Source organism: Gluconacetobacter entanii, from assembly GCF_013155425.1.
Classification (GTDB): Bacteria; Pseudomonadota; Alphaproteobacteria; order Acetobacterales; family Acetobacteraceae; genus Novacetimonas; species Novacetimonas entanii.
This window is the reverse complement of sequence record NZ_JABJWD010000063.1, coordinates 1-21,378: the sequence shown is the minus strand read 5'-3', so window position 1 is coordinate 21,378 and position 21,378 is coordinate 1. Positions and strand designations below refer to the sequence as shown.

Below are 21,378 nucleotides of genomic sequence, written 5' to 3'. Positions count from 1 at the left end.
CCCCCTTGTGCTGTGGGGTAAATCTCCTATTTCTTCATGATATGCAAGATCATCATGTAAACCCCCACGATCCGATTGGCTGGCACGGCACAACCATCCTGTGCGTGCGGCGCGACAACCAGGTGGCGATGGCCGGCGACGGCCAGGTGACGCTGGGTGCGACCGTCATCAAGGGCAATGCGCGCAAGGTACGCCGCATCGGCCCGTCGGGCAGCATCCTTGCCGGGTTCGCCGGTGCAACCGCCGATGCCTTTACCCTGCTCGAACGGCTGGAAGCGAAGCTGGAACGGTATCCGAACCAGCTTGAACGCGCCTGCGTCGAACTGGCGAAGGACTGGCGCACCGACCGCTACCTGCGGCGGCTGGAGGCGATGATGGCCGTCGCCGATGCGGATCATTCCTATACCCTGACCGGCAATGGCGACGTGCTGGAGCCCGAGGACGGCATCATCGCCATCGGATCGGGCGGGAACTATGCCCTGTCGGCCGCGCGTGCGCTGCTGGGGATCGAGGGGCTGGGCGCGCGTGAGATCGCGCAGCGTTCAATGAAGATCGCGGGCGATATCTGCGTTTACACGAATTATTCCGTCACGGTGGAAACGCTGGGCGGTGATACGGACAAGGTAGAGGCATGATGGAAATCCCCAATCATTCCCCGCGGGAAATCGTCTCCGAACTCGACCGGTTCATCATCGGGCAGACCGACGCCAAGCGCGCGGTGGCCATTGCGCTGCGCAACCGCTGGCGGCGCGCGCAACTGCCCGAGGGCCTGCGTGAGGAGGTCGTGCCCAAGAACATCCTGATGATCGGCCCGACAGGCTGCGGCAAGACCGAGATCGCGCGTCGCCTTGCCCGCTTGGCGCAGGCGCCGTTCCTGAAGGTCGAGGCGACGAAGTTCACCGAAGTCGGCTATGTCGGGCGCGATGTCGAAAGCATCGTGCGTGACCTCGTGGAGGTCTCGATCAACATGCTGCGCGACCTGCGGCGCAAGGACGTGCAGGCCAAGGCGGAAATGGCCGCCGAAAACGCCCTGCTCGACGCGCTGGTGGGCGAAGGCGCATCCGCCGACACCCGCAACAAATTCCGCCGCATGCTGCGCAATGGCGAACTGGAGGCCAAGGAGGTCGAGATTTCGGTAACCGAGGGGCCGTCGCCTTCGGGGCAGGCGGACATGCCGAACATGACGCCGGGCACGGTCATCAATTTCTCCGACATGATGAAGGGCTTCATGAACCGCATGCCCCAGCGCCGTCGCATGACGGTGGCCGAGGCCCGCGCCGCCCTGACGCGTGAGGAGGCGGACAAGATGCTCGATACCGAAAGCCTGACGCGCGAGGCGGTGGCCCATGCACAGGATCACGGCATCGTCTTCCTTGACGAGATCGACAAGGTCTGTGCCCGCGCGGAAAGTGGCGCGCGCGGTGGCGACGTCTCCCGCGAGGGGGTGCAGCGCGACCTGCTGCCCCTGATCGAGGGGACGACGGTTTCGACCAAGTACGGCCCCGTGCGCACGGACCATATCCTGTTCATCGCATCGGGCGCGTTCCATATCGCCAAGCCGTCGGACCTGCTGCCTGAACTGCAGGGGCGCCTGCCGATCCGCGTGGAACTGTCGTCGCTGACGCGGCAGGACCTGCGCCGTATCCTGACGGAGCCGGAACATTCGCTGCTGACGCAGTACACCGCGCTGCTGGGCACGGAAAAGGTGGAACTGCGCTTTACCGACGATGCGGTGGATGCGCTGGCCGAACTGGCCGCGGACATCAACGAACGGGTGGAGAATATCGGCGCACGCAGGTTGGCGACCGTGATCGAACGCCTGCTGGAGGAGGTGTCCTTTACCGCCACCGACCGCGCGGGGCAGACCGTGGAAATCACCGCCGCCGATGTTCAGGAAAAAGTGGCCCCGCTGGCGCGCAAGGGCGACCTGAGCCGCTTTATCCTGTAAATCCCCATAATATTGGCAGAACGTTTTTGGGCGCCGCCTTTTTTGCGAAAAGGCGGCGTTTCCTGAAGCTTTTTTGAAAAAGCTTTACCAAAAATGTCTTTATGATTTGCAGGCCATGCCTGTGACGCAGTGCCTGCGGGCAAGAGGAAGAAGATGACGGATCCATTCGTAAAGCCCAAAGACGATACGGCGGCGGACGCGATTGCGGCGATTGCCGATGAACTGGCGCTGTTCGATGACTGGATGGACCGGTATCAGTACATCATCGAACTTGGCCGCAAACTGCCGCCTTTCCCCAAGGAATGGGCGAACGACGCGCATCGCGTCCCCGGATGTCAGAGTCAGGTCTGGCTGGAGGCGAAGCAGGAAGGCGACGCCCTGTTCCTGGCCGGGGCGTCGGATGCCGCCATCGTCTCCGGACTGGTGGCGCTGCTGCTGCGGGTCTATTCCGGGCGCAGCAGGGAGGAGATCCTGCAGACCGACCCCGGTTTCCTGCGTGAACTCGGTCTGGTGCAGGCGCTGTCAACCAACCGTGGCAACGGGGTGGAGGCCATGGCCCGCGCCATCCGCAAGGCGGCAGCCACGCAGGACGCGGCCTGAACACCCGCCCGCAGGTGCCGTCCCTGCCCGTCGGGCAGGGGGCTCAGTATTCCTGAACGACGTCGAAGCCCGCCGCGTCAACCGCATTGGCCAGCGCATCGGGGTTGGTGAACGTGTCGTCGCACGTCACGATGGCCTCTCCCTTCTCAAGCGAAACCTCCACGTCGCAGACGCCTTCGATGTTTTCGAGGGAACGGCGCACCTTGGCCGCGCAACCATCGCAGGTCATGTCTGATATCTTCAGGGTGAATTTTTCCATCTGGAACTTTTTCCTTACGTCGTCATGGGTGCTGTCTTGGTGTGCCATCGGTTCAGCAGCAGCGAACTGGTGACCACCGATACGGAACTCATGGCCATGGCGGCCCCGGCGATCGCGGGGTCCAGCATGCCAAAAGCCGCAAGCGGGATGCCTATTATATTGTAGATGAAGGCAAAGAACAGGTTTTGCCGCACCTTGCGCAATGTGGCGCGTGACAGGGAGATCGCATCGAGTATCCCGCCAAGGTTGTCACGCATCAGGATCACGCCCGCGGACTGCACCGCGATATCCGACCCGTGCCCCATGGCGAAACCGATATCGGCCATGGCCAGCGCGGGGGCATCGTTGATCCCGTCGCCAACCATGCCCACCACATGGCCCTGCGCGCGCAGCTTTTCAATCTCCGCCGCCTTGTCCTGCGGCAGGACACCGGCAATGAAGCGGTCCATGCCCAGCGTGCCGGCAATTGCCGCCGCCGCCTGCCGGTTGTCGCCCGTCAGCATCAGTGTCGCGATCCCGTGGCGGCGCAGTGCCGCGATACAGGCGGGGGCTTCGGGCCGGATACGGTCACTCAGCGCGATATAGCCCACCACGCCCCGCGCCCCCGCCACGCCAATGACGGTGCGCCCCTGCTGCTCCAGTTGCGTGACGATTTCGGGCGTGTCCGTGCCGTCAGCCACGAAATGCGGCGCGCCAAGGCGCAGGCGTTCGCCCTGCGCCGTGACCCCCTCCACCCCCCGGCCGGGCAGGGCCGTGACATCATGGACCGCAAGGGGGGTAATCGCGTGCTGGCGCCCATAGGCGACGATGGCGCGGGCGAGGGGATGTTCCGAATCCTGTTCCAGCGCACAGGCCATGGCCAGCAGGTGCTGCGTGTCATGGCCGGGCAGGGGCGTGACCTCGCGCACTTCTGGCTGTCCCAGTGTCAGCGTGCCCGTCTTGTCCAGCACCAGCAATTTTATGGTGTGGGCATGTTCCAGCGTGTCGGCATCACGAAACAGCAGGCCCGCGCGCGCGCCGCGCCCGGTGGCGACCATGATGGCCGTCGGCACCGCAAGGCCGAGCGAGCAGGGGCACGCCACCACCAGCACGGCGATCGTCCCCGTCAGCGCCATGGTCGCATGGCCATATACCGCCCACCCGATGAGGAATGTCAGCAGCGCGATCCCCAGCACGCCGGGCACGAAAACGGCGGAGATGCGGTCCACCAGTTGCTGCACCGGGTCGTGCGAGGCCTGCGCGTGCTGGACCATGCGCACGATCTGCGACAGGGTGCTGTCGGCGCCGACATGTTCGGTGCGGATACGCAGCACGCCATTCTGGTTGAGGGTGGCGCCAATGACATGGTCATCGACCGTGCGCGCCACCGGCACGCTTTCACCGGTCATGGCGGACTGGTCCACATCGGACTGCCCGGCGATGACGACACCATCGACGGGAATGCTCTCCCCCGGTCGCACGACAACGACATCGCCAACCCGCAGGGCGGCAACAGGCATGTCGGTCACCTTCCCGTCGCGTTCGACATGCGCAACCTGTGGCTGAAGGCGCAGCAGGCCCGCGATTCCCTCCCGCGTGCGGTCACGTGCGCGCGCTTCGAGCAGGCGGCCAAGCAGCACGAGCGTGATGACCACCGCGCCGGATTCGAAATAGACATGCCCTTTCAGCGAAAACAGCCAGATCACCGTGCTCGACAGCCACGCGACCGTGGTGCCCATCACGACCAGGACGTCCATGTTCGCCCCGCCGCCCCGGATGGCCTTGTAAGCCTTCTGGTAGAACGGCCAGCCACAGCCGAACTGCACCAGTGTCGCCAGCAGGCATTGCAGCCACAGCGGCAGCATGAAATCCATCCGGCCCGACACCATATCCACCATGCCCAGCAGCAGCGGCAGGGTCAGGATGGCGGACAGGGCGAACATCGCACGCTGCCGCCGCATGGCCGCGACATGGGCCTGTTCCTGCGCATCGCCTTCGTCGGAGGGGAGCGTGGGGTCGCGCGCGGGGGCGGCGTCGAATCCGCCCCGGCGTACCTGCGCGATCATGGCGGGCAGATCCGCAAGGCCGGGGACATAGGTCACATCCGCCTGTTCCGCCGCGAAATTGACGTGGGCCGTGACACCGGGCAGGCGGTTGAGCAGCTTTTCAATGCGGCTGGCGCAGGCGGCGCAACTCATGCCCGTAAGCTGTAGAGACAGGGTCTGGGTGGGGATATCGAATCCCGCCTTGCGCACCGCCTCGAACACGGGGGCGAGGGCCGACGGGGTAAGGGGCGCGGCAAGGCCGACCGTGGCCTGGGCGGTGGCGAAATTCACGCTGGGCGTGGTGCCGGGGACGCGCCGTATGACCTTTTCAATCCGGCTGGCGCAGGCGGCGCAGCTCATGCCCGTGATAGGGAAGGTTACAGCCGTCTGCGCTGCCGTGGCCATGACTTCATTCCTGAACTGTCACGCCCGGTCGAAACCTGCCAACCGGCGCGTGCCCCGCATGTTGGCGCAGGCGATAGCCAATGCAACCCCACCCGCGCCAGGCCGTCCGGATCATGCCACGAAACCGGGCGTGGGGGACGTCAGTCCACCGTGCTCATGCGGGTTTCATCGACGAACTTTTCGGTATCGTCGTCCAGCTTGCGCGACTTGCGCCCGGCGGGGCCGTGGACATACAGCGTCTTGCGGTCAACCTTCTGGTTGGTGCCATCGGGCTTCAACGGCATTTCATAGACCGGCTTGCGCGCATGGTCGGCCATCTGCAGGTCCGGGTTGAAGACCGAGTTGAACTTCCAGATCATGGTCAGGAAGTTGGTCTGCCCACGCAGCGCAAGGCGCAGCGCGATGCCCAGCGTGTCCTTGATTGCGGCCCAGCCCAGATGCTTGTTGTTGAGCACCTGCTGCGTCTTCACCAGTTCCTCATAGAACTCGCGCAGGGGCAGGGTGGTCGGCATGACCGCGTGCTGGATGTCGAACAGGCGGTAGTCGCGTGTCGTCAGCTTGCGCGATTCGCTTTCCCAGATCTCGGTGCCGGGATAAGGCGTCGTGACCGACAGGTTGACGATGTCCGGGATTTCCAGGCACCACTGGCGGATGACCTCGAAACGCTCGCGGTCCCATGACGGATCGGCGATCAGGTTGATCGCGACGATCAGGTCGAGCGAACGGGCGTAATCCAGCGCCTCGAAATTTCGGTCCATCGACACGCGCTTGCGGAAGCGCTTCAACCCCTCGGCGTCAACGGCTTCAAGGCCGATGAAGATGTAGCTGAGGCCGATTTCCTTCCATTCGCGGAAGACGTCCTTGTTACGCAGCAGCACGTCTGCGCGGGTTTCAAGGTAGTATTCCTTCTTGATGCCACGCCGGCGGACCTCGGCGGCGATGGCCATGCCGTGTTCGGCATGCACGAAGGCCACGTCATCGACGATGAAGATGCCGGGTTCCTTGATCTCCTGCAGTTCCTGGCCGATCACTTCCGCGCTCGCGGTGCGGTAGGAGCGGCCATAGAACGTCCATGCGCTGCAGAACGTGCAGTCCCACGGGCAGCCACGCGCGAATTCGATGGAGGCGGCGGGGTCCAGCGTGCCGATGAAATACTTGCGGCGATGGCGCAGCAGGTCGCGCGCAGGGCGCACCCCGTCGAGGTTTTCGACAAAGATCGGCGGCGGCCCGTCGCCATCCATCGTCACGACGCCCGGCACGGTCAGCAGGTCCTCGCCCTTTTCCCATGCGGCAAGCAGAAGGCCGACGGTCGCATCGCCTTCGCCCTTCAGGACGCAGTTGATCGCCCCGTCGGACAGCGCCAGCACGTCGCGCGCGATGAAGGAGATGGAGTGGCCGCCAATGAACAGGAACACATTGGGCAGGCGCTTGCGCGTTTCCTTGCACAGGTCGATGATTTCGGGAACGTTCGCAAGGTAGTTGCCCGAAAAGCAGATCGCGTGGGGACGGAATTTGTCGATGCGTTCCCAGTAATCGTTGTGATTTTCCACCTGGAGGTCGATGATATCGACCTCGTGCCCCTTGTCACGCGCAGCGCCCGCGACAAGTTCCAGGCCCAGCGGTTCCAGTCGCAAAAATACTTTTGTGTACATCAGCGAACTTGGATGAACGGCCAGTAATCTCATTATTTCACCTCGGGCATGGGTGGGGGCAGGGCATGTGCGGACGTCCACATACGCAATCCAGAGGAAAATTTACAGGCTTCCCACGGCGGTATTTGACGTTTTTATAAATCGCACCCAATTATAAAAAAACCGGATAAGCTACGAAGGGTGACAATATAAGACCATAATGTCACCTAATTCACAGTTATATCACCTATGCGCTGATGATATATCGGTGTGCGGCCGGCGCATGAAATGGCGGTCGGGTGCGCCGGGCCATGACCTATGCGAAAAACGAAGGGCTGGGCTGGCGTCGCGCATGTGCGGGCCTATCGCGGCGGGGGCTTTCATGTCACACTCCCGCGTCAACCTCCGGGGGCGAGATGAAGCGCAAGATGCTGCGAAAAGTGACGGGTCCATTGATGCTGCTGGCATGCGGCGGGGCGATGGCGCTGGGTGGATGTTCCGCCGAAATCGGGCGCATGCCGTATGAAAGCGATGTCCGCTGCCTGCGCAAGGAACTGGGCACGCAGATGCATCTGAGCTTCCCACTTGCGGCCAATACATGCCAGCGCATGACCGATCATAACTTTGCGATCGGCTCGAAGAATCCGCAGCCCATCCCGCTGAACCTGCACGGCGCGCCCGACCTGCAGAAGCAGGCGGACGAATACGGATACAGCTACACCCGCTGATCCGCGCGGCGGGCGCGGACCAGCGCCCGCGGCGTCAGTTTTCGAGTTCGCTGTCCCAGTAAAGGTAGTCGCGCCAGCTTTCATGCAGGTAATTGGGCGGGAAGGACCGTCCGTTATCCTGCAAAAGCCAACTGCTGGGCTGCTGTGGCGTGCGGGAGGGATACATCCGCAGTTCATGCGGCATGTAGGATCCCTTCAGCAGGTTGCACGGGCTGCATGCGGTCACGACATTTTCCCATGTGGTGCGCCCCCCCTTGGATCGGGGAATGACATGATCGAATGTCAGTTCGTGCGTCGGCAGGCGTGTATTGCAGTACTGGCAGGAAAAATTGTCGCGCAGGAAGACGTTGAACCGGGTGAAGGCCGGGCGTCGCGCGGTCTGGATGTAATCCTTCAGCGCGATGACGCTGGGCAGGCGGACCTCATGTGACGGGGAATGGACGATTTCGTCATATTCGCTCAGCACCGAAACCCGGTCGAGCCAGACCGCCTTGATCGCATCCTGCCAGGACCACAGCGAAAGCGGGAAGTAGGACAGGGGCCGGAAATCTGCGTTCAGGACGAGGGCCGGGAAATGTTGACTGTCAGAAAGCACGGGCGCATCCTTGAGGTGATGCCGCCACACAAGTCTTCAGGCGTCCTTTACTTTGAACCGAACGCCGATCATGTGCGCCGTCATGAAGTAACTGCCCCGAATCTATTGCAGACCTCATCCCATGTGGCAAGGGATGGACGGGGCGAATATTCGCGCCATTCTTCCCGGCCCGTGCGGACCATATGGGGACATTCCTTGCTACCTGACTGTTATCGTGTCGAAAATGCCTGACATCACCCGCTTCGCCCCCAGTCCCACCGGGGGGCTGCATCTGGGGCATGTCGCCTCGGCACTTGCGGGGTGGCGTGCCGCAAACGAGTCGGGGGGCCGTTTCCTGCTGCGGATCGAGGACATAGATCCCGGCCGCTGCCGTGACGCATTCGCCCGCGACCTGATGGATGACCTGCGCTGGCTCGGGCTGGAATGGCCCGAACCTGTGCGCTGGCAGTCGCGGCACCTTGCGGATTACGCGGCGGTGCTGGCGCGGCTTGGCGCGCGGGGCCTGGTCTATCCGTGTTTCTGTACGCGGCGTGACATCGCGGACGAAATCGCCGCCTCCGCCCATGCCCCGCACCATGCCCCCGATGGCAGCGTGGTCTATCCGGGGACCTGCCGCCACCTGTCCCCGTCGCGGCGGGCGGCGCTGCTGGCGGCGGGGACACCGCACGCCATGCGCCTGGACATGGAACGCGCGCTGTCGGTGCCCGGTGCGCGCGACCTGACATGGCATGAACGTGGGGAAGGGCCACAGCGCTGCCATCCCGAACTGTTTGGGGATGTGGTGCTGGCGCGCAAGGACGTGATGGCGTCCTATCATTTATGTGTGACGCATGATGATGCGTTGCAGGGGATCACGCTGGTGACGCGCGGCGAGGACCTGCGTCCCGCGACCTCCCTGCATCGCCTTTTGCAGCACCTTATGGGCTGGACGGCGCCGGAATACGCCCATCACCCGCTATTGTGCGATGCCTCGGGCCGCAGGCTGGCCAAGCGTGACCGGGCCATGACCATCGCCGCGATGCGTGCGGCGGGGATGAGCGCGCAGGCCGTGCGCGCCGCGGCGGGCGACCCCGGCCCCGTCATGGCATGAGCGGGCGCCCCGGTGGCGGGCAAACATGGGAGTGGTGCATTTGTGCTGTTTTCACGGCGACGGCTTCGCACTAGGGTTCCCAACCGGACGTTCCAGCAAGGAACGGTAACTTCATGTCATATGGATCTCGGTCTCATGGATCTTATCGCCGCCCGTCTTGACAGGATCAGCCCCAGCCAGACGATCGCCATTTCCACCAAGGCACGTGAACTGAAAGCCGCGGGCAAGGACATTATCAGCCTTTCGGCGGGCGAGCCCGATTTCGACACGCCCGCCAACATCAAGCAGGCGGCCATCCGCGCCATCGACGCCGGGCAGACGAAATATACCGACGTCGCCGGCACGCCCGCGCTGCGCAAGGCCGTGGCCGAACGGTTCCGCCTTGATTCCGGGCTGGATTACACGTCGGACGAGATCATTGTCTCCAACGGGGGCAAGCAGGTCATCTACAACGCGATGGTCGCGACCATCAATCCGGGAGACGAGGCCATCATCCCGGCCCCGTGCTGGGTTTCGTATCCCGATATCGTCGCCCTGGCCGAAGGGACGCCGGTTGTCGTGCCGTGCATGGCCGAACACGGGTTCAAGATGCGCCCCGCCGACCTGGAGGCCGCGATCACGCCGCGTACCAAGTGGCTGCTGCTCAATTCCCCCAACAACCCGACCGGTGCCGCCTATGACGCGCAGGAACTGCGCGCGCTGTGCGATGTGCTGCTGCGCCATCCCGATATCTGGATCCTGACCGACGATATCTATGACAAGCTGGTGTATGACGGGTTCAAACCCGCCACCATCGTGCAGGTCGAACCGCGCCTGCGGGACCGCACCGTCACGATGAACGGCGTGTCGAAGGCCTATGCCATGACCGGCTGGCGCATCGGGTTCGCGGCCGCACCTGTCGAACTGATCCGTGCGATGAACAAGCTGCAGGGGCAGTCCACCTCCGGCCCGTCCTCCATCAGCCAGGCGGCAGCGCTTGAGGCGCTGAGCGGCCCGCAGGACTTCATCGCGGAAATGGTCGCGACCTACCAGGAGCGGCGCGACCTTGTGGTCAGCATGCTCAACCAGGCATCCGGCCTGCACTGCGCAACGCCCGAAGGCGCGTTCTATGTGTTTCCCTCGCTGCGTGGCTGCCTTGGCAGGACCAGCGCGGGCGGTGCGCGCATCGACAGCGACAGGGATTTCGTGACGGCCCTGCTGGATGAGGAAGGTGTCGCCGCCGTCCATGGCAGCGCCTTCATGTTCGCGGGGCATTTCCGCATTTCCTATGCCACCGATACCGAAAGCCTGAAGGAAGCCTGCCTGCGCATCCAGCGCTTCTGCGGCGGCCTGCGCTGAAGACGGGACCAAGACCATGACAAGCAGTAACGAGGTCTCGGACGGGTTTCTGGCCGGATGCATGGACCGGCTTGAAACCCCGGCGACCATCGCCATGGCCCAGCGCGCGCGCGCGCTGAAGGCGCGGGGGGAGCAGGTGCTTTCCCTCGCACTTGGTGAACCTGATTTCCCCACGCCCGCAGGTGTGATCGAGGCCGCGCACCGCGCCGCGCTCGACGGGCAGACGAAATATCCCCCCGTGGAGGGCACGCCCGCGCTGAAGGCCGCGATCATCCGCAAGTTCGCGCGTGAAAATGGCCTGGCCTACGAACCGTCGGAGGTCATGGTCTCCAACGGGGGCAAGCAGGTCATCTTCAATGCCTTCATGGCCACGGTCAATCCGGGGGACGAGGTCATCGTCCCGCGCCCCTACTGGGTCAGCTATCCGCTGATCATCAGCCTGTTTGGCGGGGTCCCGGTATTCGTGGACTGCCCGGAGGAAAGCGGGTTCCGCCTTGATGCGGCGGTGCTGGAGGCGGCGATCACGCCACGGACCAAGTGGCTTGTGCTCAACTTCCCCAACAACCCGACGGGGGCGACGACCACCCGCGCCGACCTTGAGGCGATTGCCGAGGTGCTGCGCCGTCATCCGCGCGTGCATGTCCTGTCGGACGAGATTTATGAACATCTCGTCTATGACGGGCAGGCGCATGTCTCCATCGCGCAGGTGGCGCCGGACCTGAAATCGCGTGTGCTGACGCTCAATGGCGTGTCAAAGGCCTATGCCATGACCGGCTGGCGCGTGGGCTATGTCGGTGGTCCTGCCGGCCTGATCCGCGCGATGGCCAGCATCCAGAGCAGTTCGACATCGGGCATCTGCTCCATCAGCCAGGCGGCGTCGGTCGCGGCCCTCGACGGGCCATCGGGCGTGGTGGAGGTGATGCGCGAAACCTATGACCGGCGCCGCAGGATGGTGGTGGGCGCGCTGCGCCAGATCCCGCAACTGACCTGTGCGATGCCGCTTGGCGCGTTCTATGTCTATCCGGGGATTGCGGCGTGCATTGGCCGCACCAGCGCGGGCGGTCGCCTGATCGGAACGGACGAGGATTTCGCCATCGCCCTGCTGGAGGAACAGCATGTCGCCGTCGTCCATGGCAGTGCGTTCGGCAAGGGACCGTATCTGCGCCTGTCCTATGCCACGTCCGATGAAATCCTGGTCGATGCCTGCGGGCGGATCGCGATGTTCGTCGCCGGCCTAACCTGACGTCTGCCCGTCGGTCGCGGGCGGGGACAGCGCGAATATTCCTTCTGTCAGCAAAGATGGCAGGAGGAACGCCGCCGCCGGAAGGCCGCACAGGCCCATGGCCACCGCCGTGGCCGCCATGGCCGTGACATAGGCCAGGCGCCCGCCAACACGTTCGGCCATGACAAAGGCAAAGGCCCCGCCCACGCCGGTCATGGCCCCGATCATGGTGCGCCACGGGTGCTGGCCCGCATTATGTCCCATGCTGTCGATGATCTGGCTCAGCGCGGAGGACTGGTCCACCGACGTGCCGCTCATCCCGAACATGAGGGAAAAGGGCAGGATCAGCACGCTCAGCACATCACGCAGCAGGCCGACGAATCCGCTGACAAGCGGGATCAGCAGGAGGATGGCGACGCACGAGCTTGTACTCAGCGCCACGACCAGAAGCCCGATCCGTCGCTGTTGTCCCGCTGTTATCGGATGGTCATGCATCCGTCCTGTCTCCATGCCCGATATCGTGCGACACGCATGCCGTGTGGTGGTGGCCCCATCGCGGGGCCTGTGGCAAGACCTGGAAAATAACGCCCCGGATCATGACGGGTTTATTTCTTGCGGATCCACCACTTCACGGGTTCGTCTTCATCCTCCTGCGTCTCCACATCCTCTGCGGGAGCAGGGGTGGGCGCGCGGCGTGGCTGTGCCGTCAGGCGGGCCTTGCGTGCGGCGGCGTTTTCTTCCTTCAGGCGCTCGATCTGTGCCTGTGCCGCGTACAGTTCCGTCTTGAGGCCGAGGATTTCCTCGTTCTTCTGCGCAATCGTGTTCTTGGCTTCGCCAAGCATGATCTCCGCATGGCCGATGCGGGTTTCAAGCCCGCGCAGGTTGCCCTGTGTTTCCTGACGCTGGCGTTCGGCGGTTTCACGCAGTTTCTGCTCGATCTGGAGCCTGTTGCGTAGCTGTTCTACTTCGCCATTACTGTCGGACTGTATGTGAAGCGTGCGTGTGGAGGTCGGGCGTGTTGAAATGTTCTGGTGTTCGACCCGTACTTCGCCATCCTGTACGAACTTGCGACGGCGTGCGCCGACTTCGGGCAGGCGCTGCTGGCGCTTGAGTTGGGTGGGGCGCCGGGGCATCGGGGACGCAGACGAAGGCCTGGCCTTCTCCGGTTCCTTGCCAAGGCGGTCAAGCGCCTCACGCGCTTCACTGACTTCGTCGCGGTGGGGGGAAGCGTCCTGATCTTCTTCACCGGGGAAGGACAGGAATTCATTATATGATGACACGGTCAGACTCTTTGATAGATACAAAGCCGAGGATCTGGAGGAAAAACATCAACCACAGGAATAGGAAATTATTCCTAATGGAGATATTCCAAGATTTCGCACCTGAAAATGACTTCGCGACTATGTAGCCTTTATTCTGGCAGGAATGCAAGCATCCATCAGGATATTGCGGCGTATTCATATTTTGTATGGATCATGGTCTTTTTTGTATGAAGGAGGTGCTGCGGTCTCCCGGTTTTCAACTATTCATCCCTGTATGGTCTGTATTTAGGTATATATTCATGTGCGGGAATGAATGTTTCGATCTGGTTACGCCATGTATCCATCACATGTTCTTGCGATGGGACTTTTTGTGGCCTGCTGTATTGAACCCCGCTGTAACTGGGCGATAACATCGCATGTGTTCCTGTATTATGCAGGTTGAGATGAGATGTGCGCGGTGATGCACACGCAGAAACCGGTGGACCCTCAGGCGGCACCGCAAAGGGGATGGGAAAGTGATATCGGGCAACACGACCATCACGGCAGGGACACTGGCGCGTCCGTCCTCGGTCCTGAAACGGGCGGGGGTACCGCGCGTCCTGGTGGTGATGGGGGTTTCGGGATGTGGAAAATCCACCTTCGCCCGGATGCTGTCGGAACGTCTGGGATGCCCCCTTGTGGAGGGGGACGACCTGCATCCTGCGACCAATATCGCCAAGATGGCATCGGGCACGCCACTGACGGATGTTGACCGGCAGCCATGGCTGGAACAGATCGGACAGCAGGTGGCGCAATGGATCGGCGCGCGCCAGCAGGGCGTGGTGACCTGTTCCTCCCTGAAGCATGCATATCGCACGACCATTTCGGGACGGCACGAGCAGGTCTGCTTTGTCTACCTGAAGGGCAGTCGCGACGGCGTGGGTGCGCGTCTGCGTGAACGCACGGACCACTTCATGCCGGCAAGCATGCTCGACAGCCAGTTCGCGACGCTTGAAGAACCGCGCGATGACGAGGTCGTGCTCGAACTCGACGCCAGCGCAACGTGCGAGGACCTGCTCGACGCCGCATGCGCCGCATTGCGGGCGCTGGAAAAAGAAGCCGGCGGGGATGAGGCCACGGTGGTGGTCGATTGCGTTCCCGCCGACCGCGCCCCAGGCTGATCAGGCGGAAAAGCTGCCGGGCAGCCACGTGATGTCATCGTGCCCGTCGGCATTGAAATGCCGGCCCAGCACGAAGAAATAATCCGATAGCCGGTTCAGACAGGCCGGGATGGCCGGGGCGAGGGGGGCCGTGCGATGCAGGCTGACCATCCGGCGTTCCGCGCGACGGATGACCGTGCGTGCCAGATGCGCCTGTGCCGCCGCAGGCGTGCCGCCCGGCAGGACAAAACTGCGCAATGGGGGTTGGTGCGCACGCAGGCGCTCGATCTCGGTTTCCAGGACATCCATTGCGGCTTCCCCGGCGGGAAAGGCGTCGATGCCCCTGTCTGGCTGGCAGACGATGCCGCCGATATCAAACAGCAGTGACTGGATACGGCGCAGGAACCGCGCATCGTGCGTCTCAGGCGGGCAGGCCGCGCGCAGCACGCCGATGACGGCATTGGCCTCATCCAGCGTGCCCAGCGCCTCGATACGTGGGTCGTCTTTTTCAACACGCGCGCCATTGCCCAGGGAGGTCTGTCCCCTGTCGCCGCCCCGGGTCACGACCCGGTCGATCCGAATGGCCATAAAATCTTTCCCCGGGATCATGCGTCAGGTCAAAGGTGAAGTCCGAAGAAGGCAGGCCTACCCCCCGGTGGTGGCGGGGCAGGCGATGCGGACGCCGTTCAGTGCGTGGCGGTCGGCTTCTTCGCGCCGAGCTTGAGCGCTTCGTTCAGGTGCGCCTGCGTCGCGTCCGCCGTGGCGGAGGAATAGGCCTTCAGGTCCGGGTCGCTGGCGGATTCGGCTTCGTTCTGGAACATCGCCAGGGCGTCGCTGTGGGCCTGCGCCTCGATGTCGAGGTAGTCGCGGTCGAACTTGTGACCCTTTTCGGTCTTCAGCCGGTCGATGATCTGCTGTTCGTCGGTGCTCATGTCCTTGTTCAGTTCAAGCCCGTGCTGCAGCGCCAGCGCGGAGAGCTTGTTCTGGTTGTCGGTATGCTGCTTGACGAGGTCGGCGGCCATGTCCTTCACTTTCTGGCGCTTCGCCTGCGTGGTGGCCAGCTGTGAAATCTCGATTTCAAACGTGTTCACCTCGGTGGCGTTCTCGGCGAAGGTCGTGTCTGAATCGGTGAAGGGCGGCGGGGCCGGGGGTGCTGCGGTCTTCGGGGCACGGGCGAAGGAAGAGACAGGCAGCGCCGCGACCGAAGCGCAGAGAAACCAGGCAGCGTATTTTTTCATGTATCATTTTCCTAACGAGAAATATGCGAACGACCCGCTGAACGTGTGAAAAAGTCTAGCAGTTTTGCCTCTGCCGACAAACCCGCATTAAGGGGTTTATCCGCTTTTTACCGATCTTCGGGCATGGCCTGCGCTGCGGGGCGGGGGCAGCACATGGCGCGGGTGCGGGGCGCCACAGCATCTGCCTCCATGCGTGCCGGGCATGGAACATGGCGTCATGACCTGTATGGGCCATGTGGCGTTTATAGGCTACATGCTCGGGGGACACACGGGACTTTTTCGCCCGTGGCGTCCGTATTCCCTGTCATGGATGGCCCGATGCCGACTGTTATTCGCTTTTTACTGTCCCTGGCCGCGTTTGCCGCGCTGCTTGGCATGGTTGCCGGTGCGTTTGCCGCCCACCTGCCGGACCAGTTCTTTGCACAGGGGGGGCGGGACATGGCACGGCAGGCCATACAGATGGAAATGTGGCACGCGCTGGCGCTGCTGGGCATCGGGGTGCTGATGATGCAGGCCGGGTGCCAGCGGCTCATCTCGCTGGCGGGATGCGCGATGGCGCTGGGGATGTGCCTGTTCTGTGGCGCGGTCTATTTCACGGCCATTACCGGCGTGCATCTCGGGCCGGTGGCGCCGACGGGGGGCAGTATCCTGATGCTGTCATGGCTGCTGCTGGCGGTGGGGATCCTGCGTTCATGACATCCGCGCACACGGGCACGACGCCGGAGGGGATGCCGCCCGCCGACCTGACGGACCTGCAGGTGGGCGCGGCCTATCTTGCCCCGCCGGGGTTCGAGGAAACGCTGGAACACGAACTCGGCCGCCAGGGCGTGGCGGTGCGCTGGCACGGGCGCCTTGCCCTGACGGCGCAGGCACCGGTGCGCAGCGCATGGGCGCTGGAGACATGGACCGCACCGCAGTTGCGCGACATCGCTTCCATCAAGGGCGCGGCGCGCGACCTGCGCGCCATACAGCGCAACTGGGCCGGATACGCGCCGGACCTGCACCGCCGTTCCGCCCTGATCACCCAGAACCTGCCGCCGCTGCGTGCGCGTCCACTGGTGTTTCCCGCCCTTCCGCCGCAGGGGCACCTGGGGGCATGGACGCTGCTGTCGGCGGAGCGGATGCTGCTCTCCCCCACCAAGACGTCGCCCTTCATCAATGGAGAGGTCCATTTCGTCGAAGACCGCGAAGGCCCGCCCTCACGCGCGTACCTCAAGCTGTGGGAGGCATTCACGCGCCTTGGGCAGTGGCCGCAGGCGGGCCAGACCTGCCTTGACCTCGGGGCGTCGCCGGGGGGATGGACGTGGGTGGCCGCCCGGTGCGGCGCGGATGTGATCGCGATTGACCGCGCCGACCTCGACCCGCGTGTCGCGGCGCTGCCCGGTGTGACGACCCGCCGTGAAAGCGCCTTTGGCCTTGATCCCGAGAGCATGCCGCATGTGGACTGGCTGCTGTCGGACATCATCGCCTATCCCGCGCGCCTGCTGACGCTGGCGCGGCGCTGGATCGACAGCGGGCGCGTGGCGCGCATGGTCCTGACCATCAAATTCCAGGGCGGGACGGACCATGACACGGCGGAGCAGTTCGCCGCCCTGCCCGGCGGGGTGGTGCGCCATCTGTGGCACAACAAGCATGAACTGACATTCTTCTGGATGCGTGAGGGGACGCCGCACGTCGCCTGATGGCGCGCACAGTTCAGGACCGTTCCGCCCGCCGCCGGCGCAGGCGTTCGAGTCCATACTCCCCGAGTTGCACGATCCCGATGGCAAGCAGGCAGCACACCAGCGCCACGCCCATGATGATGGTGCGTTCGCGGTCGGTTTCATCTGCGGCCCCCGTCAGGCGATAGACCGCAAGCCATGTGTCCGACCCCGCCACATGGTCCACAAGTCCCGCAACCGTCGCACTGTAGCGCAGGCTGGCCATCAGCAGCATCGTGACGATCACGACGCTGCCGGTCTTCACCAGCGTACGCGTCAGGGAGGTACTGGTTGTTGCGTCGGTGTTCTTCATGTGGATAGGCTACCTTTCCTCAAGGGGCGAGCAGGTCATGTCCGGCTCGTTGCCGGGAAGATGCGTAAGGGGAGTGAACGCAATGTATGGACGTTCCGGGCATATGTCGCGCCTGTGGCGTGCGGGACTGGTGGCGGGTGCGTGCGTTGGCGCGGCCCCCGGCGGGGGGCAGGCCGCGGCCGTGGATACGCCACCCCAGATCGGTGACCTGACACCGGCGGTTCCGGCGGAACCCTATGGCCCGACGGCAGGGGCGCGCGAACAGATCGCCGCCGCATTTGACACCGCGCGGGCCACCGGGCGCAAGGTACTGCTGGATTTCGGCGGCAACTGGTGCCCCGACTGCCGCATCCTTGCCGGGTTGATGGACGACCCCGCCGTGGCCCCCTGGATTGCGCGGCATTTCGTGGTGGTGATGATCAATGTCGAACGCATGAACACCAACCTCGAGTTCCTTGAACAGCATGGGCTGAAGATCTCGGCGGTGCCGACCGTGCTGATCGTCACGGCGCAGGGCAAGGTGCTCAATGCCGATGGGCTGACGGCGCTGGGCAATGCGCGCGCGATGTCGTCGCAGGCGGTGATCGACCTGCTGGCGCAATGGGATGCACGCACCTGATAATCACCAGCGGACAAAAGTTTTTGGGTGCCGCCTTTTTTCAAAAAGGCGGCATCTTTCGAAGCTTTTTGGAAAAAGCTTCACCAAAAACGTCTTCTACTTTTCTGATGGCAGGGGAATGTTGAGGTAACGCGCCGCCTCGCGCACCGTGTCCTCAAGCGCGCCGGGCTGGAACGGGGAGGTCAGCCCCGCCTCCAGCACCAGCCCGGTAAAGGGTCGCGATCCCCCCCGTTCGCACAGCGCGACATAATCGTGCAGCGCACGGTCGTAATCGGTGCGGCTGCGTTGCCAGAACTGCAATGCGCAGCACAGCGCGAGCGCATAGTCGATGTAGTAGAACGGCGAGCGGTAGATATGCCCCTGCGCCTGCCACCGTCCGCCGGCGGACGGGTGGGCGATGCCGCCATAATCGCGCCATGGCAGGTAGCGGCGCTCCATCTCCCGCCACAGTTCATGGCGTTCGGCGGGCGACATGTCGGGCCGGGCATAGATCTCGTGCTGGAAATGATCCACGCACACGCCATAGGGCAGGAACGACAGCGACCCGATCAGGTGCATCTGGCGAAAGCGCTCGGCCTCCTCGGGCACGACCATCAGGTCCATGTGCGGCCATGTCAGGAATTCCAGCGCCATGGAATTGATTTCCGCCGCATCCATCGTCGGCCACAGCAGGTCCACCGCAGGCAGGTTGCGGCTTTTCCAGTTCTGGTAGGCATGGCCCATTTCATGGGTAAAGACATTGATGTCGTGCTGCGTGCCGTTGAAGTTGGCAAAGATGAAGGGCATGCCCACCGTGGGGAAGGAGGTGCAGAACCCGCCCCCGGCCTTGCCATCGCGGTTGCGCAGGTCAAGGAACCCGCCTTCGCGCATCTGGCGGTAGAATCCGCCAAGGTCGCCGCCCATGCGGTCGAACATCACCTGCGCCTGCGCCACCAGCATGTCATGCCCGCCGATGGGGCGCGGGTTGCCGTGCGGGTCGATCAGGGGTTCGTCCCACGAATACACGCACTCCCACCCCATCGTGGCGCGGCGGCGCTCAAGGATACGCTGCACCAGCGGGACCACATGGGTGCGCACCTCCTCGCGAAAGCGCGCGACTTCGCGCGGGCCGTAATCCACCCTGCGCATCCGGCGGTAGGCCAGCGAGGTATAGGCGTCATACCCCAGTGCCGCGGCCATGTCGGCGCGCACATGCACCAGTCGGTCGAACAGCGTGTCGAGTTGCCGCGCATTGTCGGCAAAGAACGCCCAGCGCACGCGCTCCGCCTGTTCGCGTACAGTGCGGTCCGTGCTTTCGGCATAGGGGGCAAGGCCGGACAGGTTGACGGTCCGGTCCTCGATCGACAGCCGGGCGGAGGCGATCAGCGCGGTATATTCACCGCTCAGCCGGGCTTCCTCCTCCAGCGCGTCGGCGATTCGCGAATCGAAGGTCGTGATGTCCGTGCGCCACAGTTCCAGCGTATGCGGCGTCAGTGCGGCACGCACCGCCTGCTGGTCCGGGGCGTTGAGCAGCCGTCGCTTGATCGCGACCTCGAACGCGGTGACATGCGGCGTCAGCGAATCCGCGTAATCGCGTTCCGCCCGGTTGGCGGCCGACGTCGTATCCTGCGAAAACCGCAGGTCCGTCATTGCCGACCAGCTTTCGTAATCGCGGCGGATCGTATCGAACAGGCCCAGCGCCTCAGGAAGCCGGTTCTGGTCCAGCAGGGTGGAAACCTGCCCGAACCGCAGGGACAGCCTTTCGCGGGTCGGGCGCGGGAAATCAAGTTCGCTGAATCGTGGTGCCATGCCCCGAGTCTGCCACCATAGGCGGGCGAGGTCTATTGCCCGATGCAGCCATCCCGGCATGGCCGCCGCCCGGCGTGATGGGCGACGAGGGGCCGGATATGGCGATTCGCCGCCCTATCGCGCGCGCAGGACATAGCGGGCAAACCACACGCACATTCCTGCAAAAACCATCGCGCCCGCAATGTCCGGCACGGCGGCGGGCACGCCTGCGGGCATGATCGACAGGGCGCTGTCACGGCCGGCGAATCCCGCCACCGCCGACAGCGCGACGCCCATCAGGCTTTCGCCCACGATCATGCCCGACGCCAGCATGGTGCCGATCTGTGCCGCGCGGGCGTCGCTGCCGCGCCGTGCGCAGACCCAACTGACCAGCGCCCCGACCGCCAGCGTGACGGTGACGGCGGCCGGCAGGTAGATGCCGATCCCCACCGCCAGCGGCGGCAGCGCGCGCCCGTGGCGGCGCAGCGCAAGGTCGGTCACGATCACCATGACCGCCAGCACCCCGCCAACCGCCAGCATGTTCCAGTCAAGCTGGTGCAGGAAGATGCCCGATGCGATCATCATCATCAGCGCAGGCTGCGGCGCGGCCAGCGCATGCGTCGGGTCCATGCCCGGATGCGGCAGGTAGCCCACGAAACCATAGGTCTGGTACAGGATGTTGAGCACCGGCGGGATCACCAGCGCCCCCGTCGCGCACCCGATCAGCAGCGCGACCTGCTGGCGCCATGGCGTGGCCCCCACAAGCTGCCCGGTCTTGAGGTCCTGGAGGTTGTCATTGGAAATCGCCGCCGACGCTGTCAGCGCGGACAGGATGTAAAGGCAGAAGGCGATGCCGCCATGGTCGCCCACCGACGCGGGAAACAGCCCCAGCGCGCGCATGCCGACGAACAGCGACGCAATCAGGATCACCGCGACAATGCAGATCCCCGAAATCGGGGAGGATGACGATCCCACGATCCCCGCCATGTAGCCGCATGTCGCGGAGACGAGGAAGCCGATCAGCATGCAGCACAGCATGCCCACCAGCGCCAGCCCGACGGTGCCCGCGCTGACGCCGCCAAAGGGGGCAAGGAAGGCGATGAACATGACCGTCAGCACCACGCTGATGCCCCCGGCCAGCAGCCCGACCTGACGCAGCGGCAGGTCACCGCCGTCATTCGCCCCCCCCCCGGCGGAGGTGCTGCGCAGGCTGGAATGGATGCCACGCACGATCGGCCCCATCATGCGCGCCAGTGTCCACACGGACGCCACCGCGATCATGCCCGCGCCGATGAAGCGCACGTCATGCATCCACACGCTCGCGGCGTGGGCGGCAGGGGCAAGGTGGGCGGGGTCGGCCTCATGCGCCGTCAGGAACGGGACGAATACCCCCCACGCCAGCACCGCGCCCAGCAGCATGGCAAGCCCCCCCTCGATCCCCACGAGGTAGCCCGCCCCCAGCATCGCCAGCGAAAACCCGCATGACCCACGAAAGACCGC

General features: G+C 64.2%; 22 protein-coding genes. 11 read left to right on the top strand and 11 right to left on the bottom strand.

Features of this window, described 5'->3' with window-relative positions:
* Positions 1-41 precede the first annotated feature (41 nt).
* From hslV to HNH97_RS11570, 3 genes are all read left to right on the top strand, one after another.
* A complete protein-coding gene (gene hslV, locus HNH97_RS11580; RefSeq protein WP_110912189.1) occupies positions 42-635 on the top strand; it encodes an ATP-dependent protease subunit HslV in 594 nt (197 codons plus the stop codon).
* Positions 635-1,948 carry an ATP-dependent protease ATPase subunit HslU gene (gene hslU / locus HNH97_RS11575; RefSeq protein ID WP_110912190.1) on the top strand — a complete coding sequence of 438 codons (1,314 nt, stop codon included), beginning with the start codon at positions 635-637 and terminating at the stop codon, positions 1,946-1,948. Before hslV ends, hslU begins: the two co-directional genes overlap by 1 nt.
* 153 nt (positions 1,949-2,101) lie before the next feature.
* Positions 2,102-2,548, top strand: a complete 447-nt coding sequence (locus HNH97_RS11570) for a SufE family protein (RefSeq protein WP_171790991.1) — start codon at positions 2,102-2,104, stop codon at positions 2,546-2,548.
* Positions 2,549-2,591: 43 nt separating this feature from the next.
* Here the strand turns inward: HNH97_RS11570 and HNH97_RS11565 are convergent, their stop codons facing one another.
* The 3 genes from HNH97_RS11565 to hpnR all read right to left on the bottom strand — a co-directional run bounded on the left by HNH97_RS11565 (position 2,592) and on the right by hpnR (position 6,921).
* Positions 2,592-2,807, bottom strand: a complete 216-nt coding sequence (locus HNH97_RS11565) for a heavy-metal-associated domain-containing protein (RefSeq protein ID WP_171790990.1) — start codon at positions 2,805-2,807, stop codon at positions 2,592-2,594.
* Between the two features lie 14 nt (positions 2,808-2,821).
* Complete coding sequence (locus HNH97_RS11560; protein ID WP_171790989.1) at positions 2,822-5,236, bottom strand: heavy metal translocating P-type ATPase; 2,415 nt, start codon at positions 5,234-5,236, stop codon at positions 2,822-2,824.
* A gap of 140 nt (positions 5,237-5,376) precedes the next feature.
* Entirely contained in the window at positions 5,377-6,921 is a 1,545-nt protein-coding gene (hpnR, locus tag HNH97_RS11555) for a hopanoid C-3 methylase HpnR (RefSeq protein WP_171790988.1), read from the bottom strand.
* A 374-nt stretch (positions 6,922-7,295) separates the two neighbouring features.
* Here hpnR and HNH97_RS11550 point away from each other — a divergent pair, with 374 nt between their 5' ends.
* Positions 7,296-7,595 carry a hypothetical protein gene (locus HNH97_RS11550; RefSeq protein WP_390669992.1) on the top strand — a complete coding sequence of 100 codons (300 nt, stop codon included), beginning with the start codon at positions 7,296-7,298 and terminating at the stop codon, positions 7,593-7,595.
* Positions 7,596-7,629: 34 nt separating this feature from the next.
* On the opposite strand, the gene HNH97_RS11545 is transcribed toward HNH97_RS11550, so the two are convergent.
* Positions 7,630-8,190 (bottom strand): HNH endonuclease, encoded by a 561-nt coding sequence (locus HNH97_RS11545; protein WP_110912233.1) that lies wholly within the window; start codon positions 8,188-8,190, stop codon positions 7,630-7,632.
* 223 nt (positions 8,191-8,413) lie between these two features.
* Here HNH97_RS11545 and gluQRS point away from each other — a divergent pair, with 223 nt between their 5' ends.
* From gluQRS to HNH97_RS11530, 3 genes are all read left to right on the top strand, one after another.
* A complete protein-coding gene (gluQRS, locus tag HNH97_RS11540) occupies positions 8,414-9,280 on the top strand; it encodes a tRNA glutamyl-Q(34) synthetase GluQRS (protein WP_171791000.1) in 867 nt (288 codons plus the stop codon).
* A 135-nt stretch (positions 9,281-9,415) separates the two neighbouring features.
* On the top strand, positions 9,416-10,618 hold the full coding sequence (locus tag HNH97_RS11535; RefSeq protein WP_171790987.1) for a pyridoxal phosphate-dependent aminotransferase: 1,203 nt from the start codon (positions 9,416-9,418) through the stop codon (positions 10,616-10,618).
* 16 nt (positions 10,619-10,634) lie between these two features.
* Positions 10,635-11,861, top strand: a complete 1,227-nt coding sequence (locus HNH97_RS11530) for a pyridoxal phosphate-dependent aminotransferase (protein ID WP_407716824.1) — start codon at positions 10,635-10,637, stop codon at positions 11,859-11,861.
* Here the strand turns inward: HNH97_RS11530 and HNH97_RS11525 are convergent.
* Both HNH97_RS11525 and HNH97_RS11520 read right to left on the bottom strand, forming a co-directional pair.
* Entirely contained in the window at positions 11,853-12,335 is a 483-nt protein-coding gene (locus HNH97_RS11525; RefSeq protein WP_110912198.1) for a hypothetical protein, read from the bottom strand. The genes HNH97_RS11530 and HNH97_RS11525 overlap by 9 nt on opposite strands.
* 110 nt (positions 12,336-12,445) lie before the next feature.
* Positions 12,446-13,120: a hypothetical protein gene (locus HNH97_RS11520; RefSeq protein WP_171790986.1), complete on the bottom strand. Its 675-nt coding sequence runs from the start codon at positions 13,118-13,120 to the stop codon at positions 12,446-12,448.
* Between the two features lie 590 nt (positions 13,121-13,710).
* Between HNH97_RS11520 and HNH97_RS11515 the strand changes: the two genes are divergently transcribed.
* Positions 13,711-14,262: a gluconokinase gene (locus tag HNH97_RS11515; protein ID WP_244949413.1), complete on the top strand. Its 552-nt coding sequence runs from the start codon at positions 13,711-13,713 to the stop codon at positions 14,260-14,262.
* On the opposite strand, the gene HNH97_RS11510 is transcribed toward HNH97_RS11515, so the two are convergent.
* Together HNH97_RS11510 and HNH97_RS11505 are read right to left on the bottom strand one after the other, a co-directional pair.
* Positions 14,263-14,829 (bottom strand): cob(I)yrinic acid a,c-diamide adenosyltransferase, encoded by a 567-nt coding sequence (locus HNH97_RS11510; RefSeq protein WP_171790985.1) that lies wholly within the window; start codon positions 14,827-14,829, stop codon positions 14,263-14,265.
* A gap of 98 nt (positions 14,830-14,927) precedes the next feature.
* The gene (locus tag HNH97_RS11505; protein WP_110913053.1) at positions 14,928-15,479 is read right to left on the bottom strand and encodes a DUF4142 domain-containing protein; all 552 of its coding nucleotides are present in this window, start codon (positions 15,477-15,479) and stop codon (positions 14,928-14,930) included.
* 318 nt (positions 15,480-15,797) lie between these two features.
* On the opposite strand from HNH97_RS11505, the gene HNH97_RS11500 reads away from it, so the two are divergent.
* Positions 15,798-16,175 carry a DUF423 domain-containing protein gene (locus HNH97_RS11500; RefSeq protein ID WP_171790984.1) on the top strand — a complete coding sequence of 126 codons (378 nt, stop codon included), beginning with the start codon at positions 15,798-15,800 and terminating at the stop codon, positions 16,173-16,175.
* A gap of 32 nt (positions 16,176-16,207) precedes the next feature.
* On the top strand, positions 16,208-17,161 hold the full coding sequence (locus HNH97_RS11495; protein ID WP_171790998.1) for an SAM-dependent methyltransferase: 954 nt from the start codon (positions 16,208-16,210) through the stop codon (positions 17,159-17,161).
* Positions 17,162-17,174: 13 nt separating this feature from the next.
* Here the strand turns inward: HNH97_RS11495 and HNH97_RS11490 are convergent, their stop codons facing one another.
* Positions 17,175-17,492, bottom strand: a complete 318-nt coding sequence (locus HNH97_RS11490; protein WP_110913052.1) for a hypothetical protein — start codon at positions 17,490-17,492, stop codon at positions 17,175-17,177.
* An 82-nt stretch (positions 17,493-17,574) separates the two neighbouring features.
* Between HNH97_RS11490 and HNH97_RS11485 the strand changes: the two genes are divergently transcribed.
* The gene (locus tag HNH97_RS11485) at positions 17,575-18,111 is read left to right on the top strand and encodes a thioredoxin family protein (protein ID WP_171790983.1); all 537 of its coding nucleotides are present in this window, start codon (positions 17,575-17,577) and stop codon (positions 18,109-18,111) included.
* Between the two features lie 96 nt (positions 18,112-18,207).
* Here the strand turns inward: HNH97_RS11485 and HNH97_RS11480 are convergent, their stop codons facing one another.
* On the bottom strand, positions 18,208-19,899 hold the full coding sequence (locus tag HNH97_RS11480; protein WP_110913051.1) for a M3 family oligoendopeptidase: 1,692 nt from the start codon (positions 19,897-19,899) through the stop codon (positions 18,208-18,210).
* A 114-nt stretch (positions 19,900-20,013) separates the two neighbouring features.
* The coding region (locus HNH97_RS11475; protein WP_171790982.1) for an OPT family oligopeptide transporter at positions 20,014-21,378 on the bottom strand (1,365 nt) is incomplete at its 5' end.